This is a genomic window from Stenotrophomonas sp. TWI273, assembly GCF_039674765.1.
Lineage (GTDB): Bacteria > Pseudomonadota > Gammaproteobacteria > Xanthomonadales > Xanthomonadaceae > Stenotrophomonas.
Window position 1 is genome coordinate 14,526 of sequence record NZ_JBDJOA010000013.1, and the last position, 13,637, is coordinate 28,162.

The following is a 13,637-nucleotide window of genomic DNA, read 5'->3' on the forward strand; positions in this document are numbered from 1 at the left end:
AACCTCGGAAAGAAGAACGCGGACGCAACGCGGCAGGCCGCAGGGCGGCAACACGCGCAGGAATCAGGAAGGCCCGGAACGGGCAGAGCGTGCGTGACCGCGCGGGGCGCGATGGCGCCGCCGGCAGTCGGGATCAGCCCTGCGGAGGGGCCTGGCCGCGCTGGACGCGCAGGCCGGGTGCAGCAGGCAGCGGCGTGGCCGGTGCCGAATCAATGGCGGGTACGACCCGTGGCGGCTGTGCTACCAGCGTGGCCATCAGCGCATCCAGCGATTCCACGACCGGTGGCAGCGACGGCTGCGGCGGTGGCGTGGAAGCAGGGCGCGCGCTGGTGACCCGGCGCGGCTTGGCCGGGGTGTCTTCCTGCACCGCGGTCTCACCGCCGCCGACAGGACGCTCGTCCATTGGCATCTGCAGGACCATCACGGTGCTGCCCGGGGCAACACGCTCCAGCACCGGCAGGCCGGTAAACAGCATCGCCAGCACCGCCAACCACGCCAGCACCACAGGCAGCGCCGGGCGCTGCCCGCGCATGGCGGTGGCAAAGCTGCGATGGCGGTGGGGGTGGCGCAAGGGAAGATCCCGAAACGGCGGACCGGACCTCCGGTTCGCAACGCGCCGAGATTGTAGTGAGAAATGTTCCCAAGCGCAAATGGGAATGATTTGCGATTGCAGGGGCCTATGGCGCCAGGCTCAGATCTCGCTCCAGCGTCGCAGGAGATTGTGATACACGCCGGTCAACTGCAGCACGGCCGCGCTGTCGGCACCGGTGGTGCGCAGCGTTTCGATCGCACTGTCCATCTCCAGCAGCGTGCGCCGCGCGCTGTCATCGCGCACCATGCTCTGCACCCAGAAGAATGAGGCCAGCCGCGACCCACGGGTGACCGGATTGACGCGGTGCAGGCTGCTCGAGGGATACAGCACCAGATCGCCGGCGGGGAGCTTCACCTCGTGCTCGCCGTAGGTATCGCTGATCACCAGCTCGCCGCCGTCATAGTCGTCCGGCGCGGTGAGGAACAGCGTGCACGATACGTCCGAGCGCAGATGACTGCGCTGTCCGTCCAGCTGGGTAATCATCACCGCCCCATCCACGTGGAAGCCGTACTCGCCGCCGCCCTGGTAGCGGTTGAAACGGGGCGGCAGAATCCGCAGTGGCAATGCCGCCGCGAAGAACAGCGGATGCCGGTCCAGGGCGCCCAGCACGATCCGGCCCAGCTCGGCCTTCAGGGGCGAGGCGTCGGGCAATTGTTCATTGCGCTTGACCTGCGCGCCCTGCGCGCCGACGGTCTCGCGCCCATCGGCCCATGCCGCCTCGGCCAGCGCGCGCTGGAGGTGGGCCAGTTCATCCGCGCTCAGTACGTCGGGAACATGCAGCAACATGACAGGGTCCTTGTACGACGCAGGGGAGGGCTCCCCTGCGTCGGCCGGTGGTCAGAAGCGGAAGTCCGCACTGAACAGGACGGTGCGCGGGGCACCCGGGGTGTAACGGTAGCCGCTCTTGTTGATCGCAGCCACGTACTGCTTGTCGAACAGGTTGTAGGCGTTCAAGCGCAGCACCAGGTGCTCGTTGATGGCATACGAAGCCACCGCATCGTAAACCGTGTAGGACTTGGTGAAGGCCGGGGTACCGACCGCACCGTCGGTGCCGCGATGCATCTGGCCGGCGTAGCGCACGCCGCCGCCGATCGTCAGGCCGGACGGGAAGGCATAGCTGGTCCAACTGGTGAAGGTGTCGCCCGGGGTGTAGGTCAGGTTGCGGGTGCCGTCGGCGGCGACGTTGGCGCCTTCTTCCACCTCGGTATCCAGATGGCTGTAACCCGCCGAAACCGACCAGTTGTCGGTGATGCGGCCCACGGTGGAGACTTCGATGCCCTGCACCGACTTCTTGCCGGTCTGGGTCGGGTTGCCCGCATCGTCCAGGACCTGCGTGTTGATCTCGTTGCTGACCTCGGTCTTGAACAGCGCCACGTTGAAAGCGAGTGCGTCATCGAGGAAGGCCCACTTTGTCCCCACTTCGACGGTCCTGGCTTTCTGCGGCTCCAGGCTCGGATTGTCAGCGCTGCTGGTAGAGGCGCTCAGCTGGAAGTTGCTGCCGCCCGGCGGCTGCTGGGAGAGGGCGTAGTTGGCGTACAGGCTGACGATGTCATCGACCTTGTAGACCGCGCCGAGCTTCCAGTTGAGCAGGGTGTCCGAATGTTCAAGCGAGGGATTGGCGATCACGGTGCCAACCGGGTTGGCGCCACAGGCCGGACCACGGCCGCCGCACACCGACGCACTCTGGTACTCGGTCGAGTAGTGGTCCGCGCGCAGACCTGCGGTGACCAGCAGGCTTTCGCCGAGGTTGAGGGTGTCGAAGAGATAGATCGAGGAGGTGGTGGTCTTGCCGTGGCTGTCGGCGCCGTTGTGTGCCCAGGTCAGTCCGGTCGCGTTCCAGTCCGGGGCATACAGGTTGGCCGGCGACCAGGTGGTGCCACCGGTGGCGGCCTGGCCGAAGCTCTTGAGCTCCTCGCGGGTGAATTCCAGGCCGGCGCTCAGGTTGTGCACGATCGCCCCGGTGGTGATATCCGCCCGCAGGTTGAGCTGGTCGGTCAGGATCGTGTTCTGCTGGTCCTTGAAGGTCGGCAGGCTGCGCGCGATGGTGTAGGTGGCTGGATCGGCCGGGTTGGTGAAGCGGATGTTGCCGGTCGGTGCGCCATTGGCACCGCGCGTGCCGGTACCCATGAACGCGGTCAGCAGGTAATCCTGGTCGGTGCGGCCCCAGCGGGCGGTGTTGGTCACGCGCACCGCGTCGTTGATGTCGTGCTCGATGCGGAACGTCGCCATCTTCGCGGTGACATCGTCGTGGTCGGCGCGGGTGCCGTAGAAATTCTCCGGATCGACCGGCTGGCCGGCCAGCTGCTCCAGGCTGGGCTGCGGCGTCCAGCCCGGCAGGCCCAGGGTCGGCACGCCGCCGTCGGGCACGTTGTCCTGGTCCACGTAGAGCAGGTTGAGGAAATAACGCGTGCTGGTGCCCAGGCCGAACGCCAACGACGGTGCGATGCCCCAGCGGCGGTTGTTGACGTGGTCGCGGCCGGGTTGGTCGCTGTCCTGCCACATCGCATTCACGCGCAACGCACTGGTTGCGCCGAGCGCCTGGTTCCAATCGGCGGTGCCGCGCTGCTGGCTGTCGGTACCGGCCGAGACCGTGCCCGACACGGCGTTGTGCAGGTTGGCCTGTTTGCTGACCATGTTGATCGCACCCGTGGGTGCCGAGCGTCCGTTGTCGGTGCCGGCCGGGCCCTTGGCCACCTCCACCTGCTCGGTATTGAACACATCCCGCGAGATCGAGCCGAGGTCGCGCACGCCATCGACGAAGATGCTGCTGGAGGTGTCGAAGCCGCGCATGAAGATGCTGTCGCCGGTGTTGGTGTTGCCGTTCTCACCCACGTAGAACGTACCCACCCCCGGGCTGTTGCGCAGCGCATCGGTCAGCGTGGTCGCACCCTGCTGATTGAACAGGTCGCTGGTGATCACCTGGATCGTCTGTGGGGTGTCCTGCAGCGACTGGGTGAACTTCGGGGAAGCGACCTTGTCGGCCTTGAAGCCGCGCACGCCGCGCACATCGATCTGATCCAGGGTCTGCGGCGTGTTGCCACTGGACTGGGCGTGCGCGATGACCGGCAGGACAGCCAGGCTCAGCCCGGTGACCAGGCCGGCAGTGGCGCGACCGGCAACGGTGCGCGGAAAGGAAGAATGCTTGCGGCTCTTGATCATGGTGTGGACGATCCGGGAAGGGAAAGACGGGCGGCGCGGCACGCGCGGGGAACAGCGGCCGGCAATGGAGACGCGGGCACGCGAAGCCGTTCGCACTGCGCACAGGCGCAGGCACGGCACGCCCCACGCGGTGCGTGGGGCAGGGATCAGGCGTGGGGAGGCGCGTGGCCGGGATTGAGCCGCAGCGAAGGTTCCAGCCGCTGCCGCCGCAGCGCATCGGACGGCCACAGCGGGACCAGGGTCGTCCAGCCGGTGCGCCGCTGACGCAGGGGCACGCCGACATGGCCGAGTTCGGGATCGGGGCCGGACTCGGCGGCCGACGGGGGCTCTGCCGCCGGGAGCTCGGGCACGGGCATGGCCGGGGCGGTCGCCGTCGGCGAGATGTCCCAGGCCAGCGAGGCCCGTGCCGTCGCCTTGCCTGGCTCAGCGCCGCGCTGGGGTCCGCTCAGCCCGCGGCACGCCAGCAGCACCACGCAGAGCGTGGCCCACAGGGCAAGAGCGCCAAGAAGAGAGCGGTGGGCGGACACGGGCTACCGGACGGGCGCGACCGGCTGGCCGCAATGCCTATCGTAATAGGAATAATTCGCGTTTTCAAAAAGCCGCCGTTCAGCCCGGCTCAGTCGCGGTCGTCGCGGGCCCAGACCGCGTCGTGTTCCCGCTTGACCGGGAACTTCGCGACCGGCGAGTAGGCGGGGGCGCACAGCGCGGCGCCGTCGCGGATATCGAAGCGGGCCCCGTGCAGGACGCACTCGATGCTGGCCTCGCCGATATCAAAGGTGCCCGAGGACAGCTCGAACTCGTCGTGGGTGCACTGGTCTTCCAGCGCGTACAGCTCGCCGTCCAGGTTGAACACCACGATCGGCGTGCCGGTCACTTCATCAAAGGTGCTCTTCATCTCGCCCGGCAGCAGCTCGGCGCTGGCGCAGACGAAGGTCCAGGTGTCACTCACGCCGGCACCGCCAGCGGCTTTTCCAGGATCTCGAAGCGTAGATCGTCGCGCTTGGGGATGCCGAAGCGTTCATCGCCATACGGGAAGGGCTTCTTGATGCCGGTGCGCTGGTAGCCGCGGCGCTCGTAGAAGGCGATCAGTTCGTCGCGGATGTCGATCACCGTCATCTGCATGACCGATACCCCCCACTCGCGCGCGGCGTGGGCTTCGGCGGCCAGCATCACCTGCTTGCCGACGCCGCCGCCCTGCTGGGTCGGGTCCACCGAGAACATGCCGAAGTAGCCCTTGCCCTGGTCATCGGCGATATGTGCACAGGCCAGCAGCTGGCCCTCGCGCTCGGCGAGCAGGATGGTGCTGCGCGGGCGCTCGATGTCGGCCTGAAGACCCTGCGGGTCGATGCGGGCGCCATCGAGGAGGTCAGCCTCGGTGGTCCAGCCGGCGCGGCTGGCATCGCCCCGGTAGGCGGAGGTGACAAGGGTGACGAGGGCGGGGATGTCGGCCAGCGTGGCGGCGCGGTAGGTCAGGGTGCTCATGCCGCCATTTTAGGCTGGCCGGGGCCCGGACGGAAACGACCGGGGCGGGCAACGAAAAACGCCGTGGCAGGCCACGGCGTTCCAGGGGGGCACAGACGAGGCGGGCTCAGCCCAGCAGCTTGCGCACCTTGTTCAGCGCCACGATGAAGCGCTCGATCTCGTCATGCGTGTTGTAGAACGCCAGCGAGGCGCGGCAGGTCGCGGCGACGCCGTAATACTGCAGCAGCGGGTGCGCGCAGTGCTGGCCCGAGCGCACGGCAACACCTTCCAGGTCCAGCAGGGTGGCCAGGTCGTGCGAATGCGCGCCCTCCACCAGGAAGGAGACCACCGCCGCCTTGTCCGGCGTGGTGCCGAAGATGCGCAGGCCGTCGATCTTGCCCAGTTCTTCGTTGAAGTGCGCCAGCAGCTCGGTTTCGCGTGCTTCCACGTGGTCCAGGCCGAGCGATTCGAGGTAGTCCACCGCCACGCCCAGGCCGATGAAACCGGCGATGTTCGGGGTGCCGGCTTCGAACTTGTGCGGGGCATCGTTGAACACGGTGCCCTCGAAGCTCACTTCCTTGATCATCTCGCCGCCACCAATGAACGGCGGCATGGCGTCCAGGTGTTCGCGCCTGGCCCACAGCGCGCCGGTGCCGGTCGGGCCGCACATCTTGTGCCCGGTGATGGCATAGAAGTCGCAGCCGATCGCGGGGATGTCGACCTTGCGGTGCGGCACGGCCTGCGAGCCATCCACCACGGTGACGATGCCGCGCTTGCGGGCTTCGCGGCAGATCTCGCGGACCGGGTTGACCGTGCCCAGCACATTGGACACATGGGCAACGGCGAGCAGCTTGACCTCGGGGGTCATCGCCGCACGCAGTGCGTCCAGGTCCAGGGCACCCTCCGGGGTGATCTCGGCCACGCGGATCGTCGCGCCGGTGCGCTGGGCGACCAGCTGCCAGGGCACGATGTTGGCGTGGTGTTCCATGCGCGAGACCAGGATGACATCGCCGGCCTTCAGCCGCGGCAGTGCCCACGAATAGGCGACCAGGTTGATCGCGAAGGTGGTGCCGCTGCACAGCACCAGTTCGCTGGCGCGCACGTTGAGGAAGCGCGCCAGCTTGTTGCGCGCGCCTTCGTAGGCATCGGTCGCCTCGGTGCCGAGCGCATGCACTGCACGGCTGACGTTGGCGTTGTAGCGGCGGTAGAACTCGTCCAGCGCACCGATCACCTGCACCGGCTTCTGGCCGGTGTTGGCGTTGTCGAAGTACACCAGCGGCTTGCCGTGCACTTCGCGCATCAACAGCGGGAAGTCCAGGCGCACGCGGTCCCAATCGGGCGCGGCGCCGGTATCGGCGACCGGGCGCGGCGTGGACAGGTTCATGCCACGCCCGCCAGGGCCAGTGCACGGGTGAGCTGGGCGGTGAGCTGCTCGGTCAGGCGTGCGTCGAGCGCGTTCAACGGTTCATGGCAGAACGCCGCGCTCAGCAACTGCTGCGCGCGATCGGCCGGCAGGCCGCGCGAGCGCAGGTAGAACAGCGCATTCGCATCGAGCTGGCCGACCGTAGCACCATGGGCGGCCTTCACTTCGTCGGCGTCGATCACCAGCGTGGGCTGGGTATCGATCTCGGCATCGGCCGACAGCAGCAGGTTCTTGTTGGACAGGTTGGCGTCGGTGCCATCGGCGCCTTCGCGGATGTGGATGCCACCGTGGAAGACCACGCGGCTGCGGTTGGCCGCCACACCACGCCAGACCATTTCCGAGGCGGTATCGCGTGCGATGTGCTCGATGCCCAGGCGGGTATCGACATGGCGGCGGCCGTTGCCGAGCAGCACGCCGTTGGCGGTCAGCTGGGCGTTGTCGCCTTCCAGGCGGACGTTGAGCTCATGGCGGCTCAGCGCGGCGCCCAGTTCCAGATCGACACGACGGTACTGCGCGTTGCGGGCCAGCACGGCGTCGGTGCGCAGCAGCGAGGTGGCGCGGGTGGCGTCGGCCTGCACACGGGCGTGCGAGAGCACGGCATCCTGCGCCAGGTGGACGTGCACGAGGGTGTTGTCCAGGTGCGCGGCATCACCGACATGCAGGTGGTGCTCGACCACGCCCAGCGCAGCGCCAGCGCGAAGTTCGATCAGGTGGCGGTGGTGCCAGGACAGATCGGTCTCGCCAGCCACGCTGATGAAGACCAGCTGCAGCGGCGTCTCGACCTGCACGCCGGCTTCCACGCGCAGCAGCACGCCTTCATCGGCGAGCGCGGCGTTGAGGCGGGCGAACACTTCCTCGCTGCGCTCGAAGCGGCGGCCGAGGAAGCGAGCGGCTTCATCGCCCGCGGCCAGCGCCGACGACAGGGTCGCCAGCTGCACACCGGCCGGCACCGCGGCGACATCGCTCAGCGCGCCGGACGGGCGACCATTGACGAACACCAGCCGCGGCGACGGAATGTCGGCCAGCAGGGCGGCATCGACCACGGCCGGGGCGAGCGGGGCGGGCTGGAAGCTGCGACGCTCCAGCTGGCGCAGGGAGGTGTATTTCCAGGCTTCGGTGCGCGGGCCGGGCAGGCCGGCCTGCAGGGCGGCATCCAGCTCGGCGCGACGTGCATCGCTGCCGCAGAAGCCGCTGGCGAGGGAATCGAGCAGGGCGCTCATCAGACCGCTGCCTCCGGCACCACGCGGTCCTTCAGGAAGTGGTAGCCATGGGCTTCCAGTTCCAGGGCCAGTTCCGGGCCGCCGCTCTGCACGATCTTGCCTTCGGCCAGCACGTGCACCACGTCCGGCTTGATGTAATCGAGCAGGCGCTGGTAATGGGTGATCACGATGAAGGAGCGGTCCGGCGAACGCAGCGCGTTGACGCCGTCGGCCACGCTCTTGAGCGCGTCGATATCCAGGCCGGAGTCGGTTTCATCCAGGATCGCCAGCTTCGGCTCGAGCACGGCCAGCTGGAAGATCTCGTTGCGCTTCTTCTCGCCACCGGAGAAGCCTTCATTGACGCCGCGGTGCAGCAGCTCGTCCTTCAGGTGCAGCACGGCCAGCTTCTGGCGGACCAGCTTGAGGAACTGCATCGAATCCAGCTCTTCCTCGCCGCGCGCCTTGCGCTGGGCGTTGAGCGCCGCGCGCAGGAAGTAGGTGTTGTTCACGCCGGGGATTTCCACCGGATACTGGAAGGCCAGGAACAGGCCGGCGGCGGCGCGTTCTTCCGGCGCCAGCTCGAGCAGGTCACGGCCTTCGAACTGCACGCTGCCTTCGCTCACGTCATAGCCGTCGCGGCCGGCCAGGACGTTGCCCAGGGTGGACTTGCCGGCGCCGTTGGGGCCCATGATGGCGTGCACCTGGCCGGGCTTCACGTCGAGCGAGAGGCCCTTGAGAATCTCTTTTTCGCCAATGCGTGCGTGGAGGTTGTCGATCTTCAACATGTCGATAATCGTCTTGTCAGATAGGGGAACTGGAGGCAGCGCGACTCAGAGGTCGTATTCGCTGCGCTCGAGGAATTCGTTGCGCAGGTAAGTGACCCGCGTGGTGGTCAAGGCCGCCTTGGCGCCGGAATACAGCATCGGATACATCGAGCCGTACAGCAGGCGCGGGTTCTCGTCATCGCCCACCGGGTAGCGCGCGTCCAGATCGGCGTCGCGCAGCTGGACCCACAGGCGCTGCGCTGCTTTCATCTTTGCCAGTGCGACCGGCTCGCCGGCCAGCTTGGCCACGATCTGACGGTACACCGCGTTCAGCTCGGCATCGGCCTGCTTGAACGCGTTGTCGGCGCAGGCATTGAGCTCGAGCTGGTTGCCACCCGGATCGCATTGCACGTCCTGCGTGGCCACAGGCGCCACCGCGCCCAGCAGCAGACCCAGGCTGATCAGGGCACGGATCATCCGACCGAGCCTTCCAGGCTGACTTCCAGCAGCTTCTTGGCTTCCACGGCGAACTCCATCGGCAGCTCGCGGAAGACCTGCTTGCAGAAGCCGTCGACGATCATCGAGACCGCGTTTTCCTGGTCGATGCCACGGGCGCGGCAATAGAACAGCTGGTCGTCGGAGATCTTGGAGGTGGTCGCTTCGTGTTCGACCGTCGCGCTGGGGTTCTTCACCTCGATGTAGGGGAAGGTATGCGCGCCGGACTTCTTGCCGATCAGCAGCGAATCGCACTGGGTGTAATTGCGCGCGCCTTCGGCGCCGCGATCGATCTTCACCAGGCCACGGTAGGTGTTCTGGCCATGGCCGGCGCTGATGCCCTTGCTGACGATCTTGCTCTTGGTGCGCTTGCCGATGTGGATCATCTTGGTACCGGTGTCGGCCTGCTGACGATGGTGGGTCAGCGCGACCGAGTGGAACTCGCCGACCGAATCATCGCCAAGCAGCACGCACGACGGATACTTCCAGGTGATCGCCGAGCCGGTCTCGACCTGGGTCCAGGTGACCTTGCTGCGCGCACCACGGCACTCGGCACGCTTGGTGACGAAGTTGTAGATGCCGCCCACGCCGTTCTCATCGCCCGGGTACCAGTTCTGCACCGTGGAGTACTTGATCTCGGCGTCTTCCAGCGCGACCAGCTCGACCACCGCGGCATGCAGCTGGTTCTCATCGCGCATCGGCGCGGTGCAGCCTTCCAGGTAGGACACGTACGCCTTGTCTTCGCAGATGATCAGCGTGCGCTCGAACTGGCCGGTGTGGCCGGCGTTGATGCGGAAGTAGGTGCTCAGTTCCATCGGGCAACGCACGCCCTTGGGGATGAACACGAAGCTGCCGTCGGAGAACACCGCCGAGTTGAGCGCGGCGAAGTAGTTGTCGCCGACCGGCACCACGGTCCCCAGGTACTGCTTGACCAGTTCCGGGTGTTCCTTGATCGCTTCGGACATCGAGCAGAAGATCACGCCCTTCTCGGCCAGTTCCTTGCGGAACGTGGTGCCGACCGAAACCGAATCGAACACCGCATCCACGGCCACGCCGGCCAGCTTGGCGCGCTCATGCAGCGGCACGCCGAGCTTGTCGTAGGTGTCCAGCAGTTCCTTGGGCACATCGTCCAGCGAGGCGTACTTCGGGCCCTTCGGCGCGGAGTAATAGCTCAGCGCCTGCAGGTCGATCTGCGCGATCTGCAGCTTGGCCCAGTCCGGCATCGGCATGGTCAGGAAGTGGCGGTAGGCGTCCAGCCGCCACTGCGTCATCCACTCCGGCTCGTCCTTCTTGGCCGACAGGGCACGGATGGTGTCCTCGTCCAGGCCGGGCGGCAACGAGTCCGATTCGATGTCCGTGATGAAGCCCGCCGAATACTTGCGGCCGAGCTGCTCATGGATCTCGCGGTTGGGGGTATCGCCGGTGGCGACGGTATCGAGGGTATCGGTGGCCATGGGGGCTGCCTGATCAGGAGACGACATCCGCCGCGATCGCGCGGCGGTGGGCGTCAACAAGGGGAAGAGGGGGCAGGATCTGCGCCAGGGTGACCGCGCGCAGCGCTTCGGACACCACGTCGTTGATCATCCGCCAGCTGCTGCGCGCGCCACACTGCAGCTCGCGGCCGCACTGGCTGTGGTCGTGGGCGCACTCGGTCAGGCCCAGCGGCCCTTCCATGGCTTCCACGATCTCGAACAGCGTGATCTGGTCTGCCGCGCGGGTCAGCCGGTAGCCGCCACGGACGCCGCGCAGGCCTTCGACCAAGCCGGCCTGGGCCAGCGGCTTGAGCAGCTTGCTGACGGTGGGCGGTTCCAGACGGGCGAACTCGGCCAGTTCAGTGGCACTGAGCACCTCGCCCGGGCGGGCAGCGAGCACGGTCAGCACGACGGTGGCGTAATCGGTGAGCTTGGTGACGCGGAGCATGTGGGGTGCAGAACCATAAAGCGGACTGAAATTGTACGCTTTTCTCCGGCGGCATCCAACCCGCCCGTTCAGGCGCCCGCAGGGCGGCCTGGGACGCGTATTGAACCGCATCGCTTTGGCAATCACAAAGATTAAGCGAGAATCGGGGCTTCCCACCGCAACGGTCAGCCAGATGCCCAAGAAGATCCAGGCCCGCAAGTCCACCATCCATGGCAATGGCGTGTTCGCGCTGGCGCCGATCAAGAAGGGCGAGCGGGTCATCCAGTACAAGGGTCTGCTGCGCAGCCACGCCGACGTGGATGCCGACGACACCGGGGATGTGGAGAGCGGTCATACCTTCCTGTTCACCCTGAACGACGACTACGTCATCGATGCGAACTACAAGGGCAACGACGCGCGCTGGCTCAACCACAGCTGCGATCCGAACTGCGAAGCGGTGATCGAGGAAGCCGAGGGTGACAACCGCCGCGAGGACAAGGTGTTCATCGAGGCGATCAAGGACATCAAGCCGGGCGATGAATTGACCTACAACTACGGCATCACCCTGGCCGAGCGTCACACCGCGCGCCTGAAGAAGATCTGGGAATGCCGCTGCGGGTCGAAGAAGTGCACCGGCACGATGCTGCAGCCCAAGCGCTGATCCCTCCGGTCGCCACCGGCCGTGGGCCGGTGGCTGTCCCGACACGATGTGCACATCGTGGTCACCGCCGCCCAATGCGGCCGTGGCCACACTGAGCGCTCCTACTTACTGGAGCCGCTCCATGGCACACGTACTCAACGGCAAGCACATCGCGATCCTCGCCACCGATGGCTTCGAACAGTCCGAGCTGCAGGAACCCAAGCGCCTGCTGGAATCCTGGGGCGCTTCGGTCAAGGTGATCGCCCCGGGTGACGCCCGCACGATCCGCGGCTGGAAAGACAAGGACTGGGGCGAGGAGGTCACGGTCGATGCACCGCTGAAAGGCGCCAAGGCCGACGATTACGACGCGCTGGTTCTGCCCGGCGGCGTGATCAATCCCGACAAACTGCGCATCGACACCGATGCGGTCGCGCTGATCAAGGCCTTCGGTGGGGCGGGCAAGCCGGTGGCCGCGATCTGCCACGGCCCGTGGCTGCTGGTCGAGTCTGGCCTGGCCAAGGGCCGCAAGGTGACCTCGTGGCCGTCGCTGAAAACCGATCTGGGCAATGCCGGTGCGGAGTGGACCGATGCCGAAGTGGTGGTGGATGGTAGCCTGATCACCAGCCGCAAGCCGGGTGATATTCCCGCCTTCGCCGATGCGGTGGCCAAGGCGTTGGCCGGTTGATCGTGTGGGCACCGACCCAGGTCGGTGCCCACCATCGCGTTAGTTGCTGAGCAGCCCGGCCGGCACCAGCGCGCCGAGATCCTGGTTGAAGGTGACCACCAGCTTGCCGTTCTCCACCTGCGCCGACTGCACCTGCAGCGTGCCGAGCACCGCGGCCACGCTCGGGTCGATCTTGTAGATCGGCTCGCGCTGGGCGTAATCGGTGAGCCAGGCATTGAGCAGGCCGCGCGTACGCGAATCCAGCTTGCCGCCGTTGTTGGCCGGGGTGAAATCGTCGACCGTCGGCTCCTGCAGGTGGAAGCCCTGGGTCTGCGCGTCATAGCGCAGGCCGCTGCTCAGCTTCACTTTGCCCAGCGGCGCCGGGTTGCCGCCGGCGGTCGCCATGGCGACATCGAAGCCCAGGTCCAGCCGGCTGCCCTGCGGAAGGGTCAGCTGCGGATGGCTCATCGTCATTGCGATCAGGCCCCCCAGCGCATTCTGCGTGCGCGGGAAGCTGCCATCGAGGTACTGCTGCACATCGGCGGCGCCGACCGACAACTGGCGGCCGGAGACGCTGGGCGCGGCCTGCGCGCCGATGGCGGCGGCCAGCAGCACGGTGCAGGCGGCGAGGCGGGACAACAGCGGGCGAACGTTCATGGCGGCAGGCCGTGGGGAATGAGATGCCAACAATAGCGCGCGCGGCTGAATCCAGCTTTGACGTACGCGGTCAGGATGCGCCGGTGCGCCCTGCCGATGCAGTCAGTTCAGTACCGGCTGGATCGAGGCGCCATGGATCTCCCACCCGCTCCCATCCGCGCGGGGTTGCAGCCGATACCAGCCCTCGAAACGCAGCGTGCTGGTCCCGGTGCTGACCCGGATCTGGACCGGCACTTCGCGCAGCCGGGAGGGCTCGGCGGTGTCCCGTGCGATCGGGGCGCTGGTCTTGATGCGCAGCCCGCGGAAGTCGGGCAATGCGCGAAGGGCGGCATCGTCCGGGTGGCCGCCCGGTCCGCCGCCGGTCCACTGTGCGTCGGCGGTGGCGACGTCGCCCTGCGCCAATGCACTCAGATAGCGATGCACCAGCGAGGGCTCATCCAGTGCGTCCGCGGCCACTGCACTGAGTGCGGTCGGTGCCGCGGCGGTGGGTGGGGGCGTCGGTGCACTGTGCTGAGGTGGCACGTCATCGGCGTGCGCTGCGCCTTCGCGCGCCGCAGCTGACTCGGTCAGGGGCGGCTGCTGCTGGCAGGAGCAGCCCTGCAGGAACAGCAACGGAAGCAACAGGACGGCGCGGCGCATGCAGGACTCTCCCCGGAGAGCGCCGAGTGTAGCGCCACGCCCGGC

The 13,637-nt window shown here is 67.2% G+C and carries 16 protein-coding genes; 2 read left to right on the top strand and 14 right to left on the bottom strand.

The genetic code is table 11. The features are described 5' to 3' along the window. Nucleotides 1–133: 133 nt before the first annotated feature. From ABE571_RS14845 to ABE571_RS14900, 12 genes are all read right to left on the bottom strand, one after another. Nucleotides 134–571: a hypothetical protein gene (locus tag ABE571_RS14845; protein WP_346493948.1), complete on the bottom strand. Its 438-nt coding sequence runs from the start codon at nucleotides 569–571 to the stop codon at nucleotides 134–136. A gap of 120 nt (nucleotides 572–691) precedes the next feature. Beyond that, a complete protein-coding gene (locus ABE571_RS14850) occupies nucleotides 692–1,378 on the bottom strand; it encodes a Fe2+-dependent dioxygenase (protein WP_313217472.1) in 687 nt (228 codons plus the stop codon). Between the two features lie 51 nt (nucleotides 1,379–1,429). Beyond that, nucleotides 1,430–3,751 carry a catecholate siderophore receptor Fiu gene (locus tag ABE571_RS14855; protein ID WP_346482065.1) on the bottom strand — a complete coding sequence of 774 codons (2,322 nt, stop codon included), beginning with the start codon at nucleotides 3,749–3,751 and terminating at the stop codon, nucleotides 1,430–1,432. Nucleotides 3,752–3,897: 146 nt separating this feature from the next. Next, nucleotides 3,898–4,278 (bottom strand): hypothetical protein, encoded by a 381-nt coding sequence (locus ABE571_RS14860; protein WP_346493950.1) that lies wholly within the window; start codon nucleotides 4,276–4,278, stop codon nucleotides 3,898–3,900. Between the two features lie 89 nt (nucleotides 4,279–4,367). Further along, the gene (locus tag ABE571_RS14865; protein WP_346466299.1) at nucleotides 4,368–4,700 is read right to left on the bottom strand and encodes a non-heme iron oxygenase ferredoxin subunit; all 333 of its coding nucleotides are present in this window, start codon (nucleotides 4,698–4,700) and stop codon (nucleotides 4,368–4,370) included. Further along, nucleotides 4,697–5,233 (bottom strand): GNAT family N-acetyltransferase, encoded by a 537-nt coding sequence (locus ABE571_RS14870; RefSeq protein ID WP_346493952.1) that lies wholly within the window; start codon nucleotides 5,231–5,233, stop codon nucleotides 4,697–4,699. The genes ABE571_RS14865 and ABE571_RS14870 overlap by 4 nt, the downstream gene beginning before the upstream one ends. 106 nt (nucleotides 5,234–5,339) lie before the next feature. Beyond that, on the bottom strand, nucleotides 5,340–6,596 hold the full coding sequence (locus ABE571_RS14875; protein ID WP_346493954.1) for a cysteine desulfurase: 1,257 nt from the start codon (nucleotides 6,594–6,596) through the stop codon (nucleotides 5,340–5,342). Further along, nucleotides 6,593–7,855 (bottom strand): Fe-S cluster assembly protein SufD, encoded by a 1,263-nt coding sequence (sufD, locus tag ABE571_RS14880; protein ID WP_313217484.1) that lies wholly within the window; start codon nucleotides 7,853–7,855, stop codon nucleotides 6,593–6,595. Before sufD ends, ABE571_RS14875 begins: the two co-directional genes overlap by 4 nt. Next, nucleotides 7,855–8,619 carry a Fe-S cluster assembly ATPase SufC gene (gene sufC / locus ABE571_RS14885; protein WP_346493956.1) on the bottom strand — a complete coding sequence of 255 codons (765 nt, stop codon included), beginning with the start codon at nucleotides 8,617–8,619 and terminating at the stop codon, nucleotides 7,855–7,857. Before sufC ends, sufD begins: the two co-directional genes overlap by 1 nt. Nucleotides 8,620–8,664: 45 nt before the next feature. Then, nucleotides 8,665–9,075 (bottom strand): lysozyme inhibitor LprI family protein, encoded by a 411-nt coding sequence (locus tag ABE571_RS14890; protein WP_346493958.1) that lies wholly within the window; start codon nucleotides 9,073–9,075, stop codon nucleotides 8,665–8,667. Then, nucleotides 9,072–10,547: a Fe-S cluster assembly protein SufB gene (gene sufB, locus ABE571_RS14895; protein WP_259261287.1), complete on the bottom strand. Its 1,476-nt coding sequence runs from the start codon at nucleotides 10,545–10,547 to the stop codon at nucleotides 9,072–9,074. The genes ABE571_RS14890 and sufB overlap by 4 nt, the downstream gene beginning before the upstream one ends. A gap of 13 nt (nucleotides 10,548–10,560) precedes the next feature. Further along, the gene (locus ABE571_RS14900) at nucleotides 10,561–11,013 is read right to left on the bottom strand and encodes an SUF system Fe-S cluster assembly regulator (RefSeq protein ID WP_026070170.1); all 453 of its coding nucleotides are present in this window, start codon (nucleotides 11,011–11,013) and stop codon (nucleotides 10,561–10,563) included. A gap of 172 nt (nucleotides 11,014–11,185) precedes the next feature. Here ABE571_RS14900 and ABE571_RS14905 point away from each other — a divergent pair, with 172 nt between their 5' ends. Next, nucleotides 11,186–11,653 (top strand): SET domain-containing protein-lysine N-methyltransferase, encoded by a 468-nt coding sequence (locus ABE571_RS14905; RefSeq protein ID WP_176990804.1) that lies wholly within the window; start codon nucleotides 11,186–11,188, stop codon nucleotides 11,651–11,653. A 121-nt stretch (nucleotides 11,654–11,774) separates the two neighbouring features. Continuing rightward, the gene (locus tag ABE571_RS14910; protein ID WP_346463871.1) at nucleotides 11,775–12,317 is read left to right on the top strand and encodes a type 1 glutamine amidotransferase domain-containing protein; all 543 of its coding nucleotides are present in this window, start codon (nucleotides 11,775–11,777) and stop codon (nucleotides 12,315–12,317) included. Nucleotides 12,318–12,356: 39 nt separating this feature from the next. On the opposite strand, the gene ABE571_RS14915 is transcribed toward ABE571_RS14910, so the two are convergent. Together ABE571_RS14915 and ABE571_RS14920 are read right to left on the bottom strand one after the other, a co-directional pair. Further along, the gene (locus ABE571_RS14915) at nucleotides 12,357–12,953 is read right to left on the bottom strand and encodes a DUF1439 domain-containing protein (protein WP_313212432.1); all 597 of its coding nucleotides are present in this window, start codon (nucleotides 12,951–12,953) and stop codon (nucleotides 12,357–12,359) included. 102 nt (nucleotides 12,954–13,055) lie between these two features. After that, nucleotides 13,056–13,592 carry a hypothetical protein gene (locus tag ABE571_RS14920; protein ID WP_346493960.1) on the bottom strand — a complete coding sequence of 179 codons (537 nt, stop codon included), beginning with the start codon at nucleotides 13,590–13,592 and terminating at the stop codon, nucleotides 13,056–13,058. Nucleotides 13,593–13,637: the final 45 nt, after the last annotated feature.

Coding starts and splice junctions, on each gene's coding strand:
- ABE571_RS14855 (WP_346482065.1), bottom strand. CDS start 3,751: ATGATCAAGAGCCGCAAGCATTCTTCCTTTCCGCGCACCGTTGCCGGT.
- sufD (WP_313217484.1), bottom strand. CDS start 7,855: ATGAGCGCCCTGCTCGATTCCCTCGCCAGCGGCTTCTGCGGCAGCGAT.
- ABE571_RS14875 (WP_346493954.1), bottom strand. CDS start 6,596: ATGAACCTGTCCACGCCGCGCCCGGTCGCCGATACCGGCGCCGCGCCC.
- sufC (WP_346493956.1), bottom strand. CDS start 8,619: ATGTTGAAGATCGACAACCTCCACGCACGCATTGGCGAAAAAGAGATT.
- ABE571_RS14920 (WP_346493960.1), bottom strand. CDS start 13,592: ATGCGCCGCGCCGTCCTGTTGCTTCCGTTGCTGTTCCTGCAGGGCTGC.
- ABE571_RS14910 (WP_346463871.1), top strand. CDS start 11,775: ATGGCACACGTACTCAACGGCAAGCACATCGCGATCCTCGCCACCGAT.
- ABE571_RS14905 (WP_176990804.1), top strand. CDS start 11,186: ATGCCCAAGAAGATCCAGGCCCGCAAGTCCACCATCCATGGCAATGGC.
- ABE571_RS14850 (WP_313217472.1), bottom strand. CDS start 1,378: ATGTTGCTGCATGTTCCCGACGTACTGAGCGCGGATGAACTGGCCCAC.
- ABE571_RS14915 (WP_313212432.1), bottom strand. CDS start 12,953: ATGAACGTTCGCCCGCTGTTGTCCCGCCTCGCCGCCTGCACCGTGCTG.
- ABE571_RS14900 (WP_026070170.1), bottom strand. CDS start 11,013: ATGCTCCGCGTCACCAAGCTCACCGATTACGCCACCGTCGTGCTGACC.
- ABE571_RS14890 (WP_346493958.1), bottom strand. CDS start 9,075: ATGATCCGTGCCCTGATCAGCCTGGGTCTGCTGCTGGGCGCGGTGGCG.
- ABE571_RS14870 (WP_346493952.1), bottom strand. CDS start 5,233: ATGAGCACCCTGACCTACCGCGCCGCCACGCTGGCCGACATCCCCGCC.
- sufB (WP_259261287.1), bottom strand. CDS start 10,547: ATGGCCACCGATACCCTCGATACCGTCGCCACCGGCGATACCCCCAAC.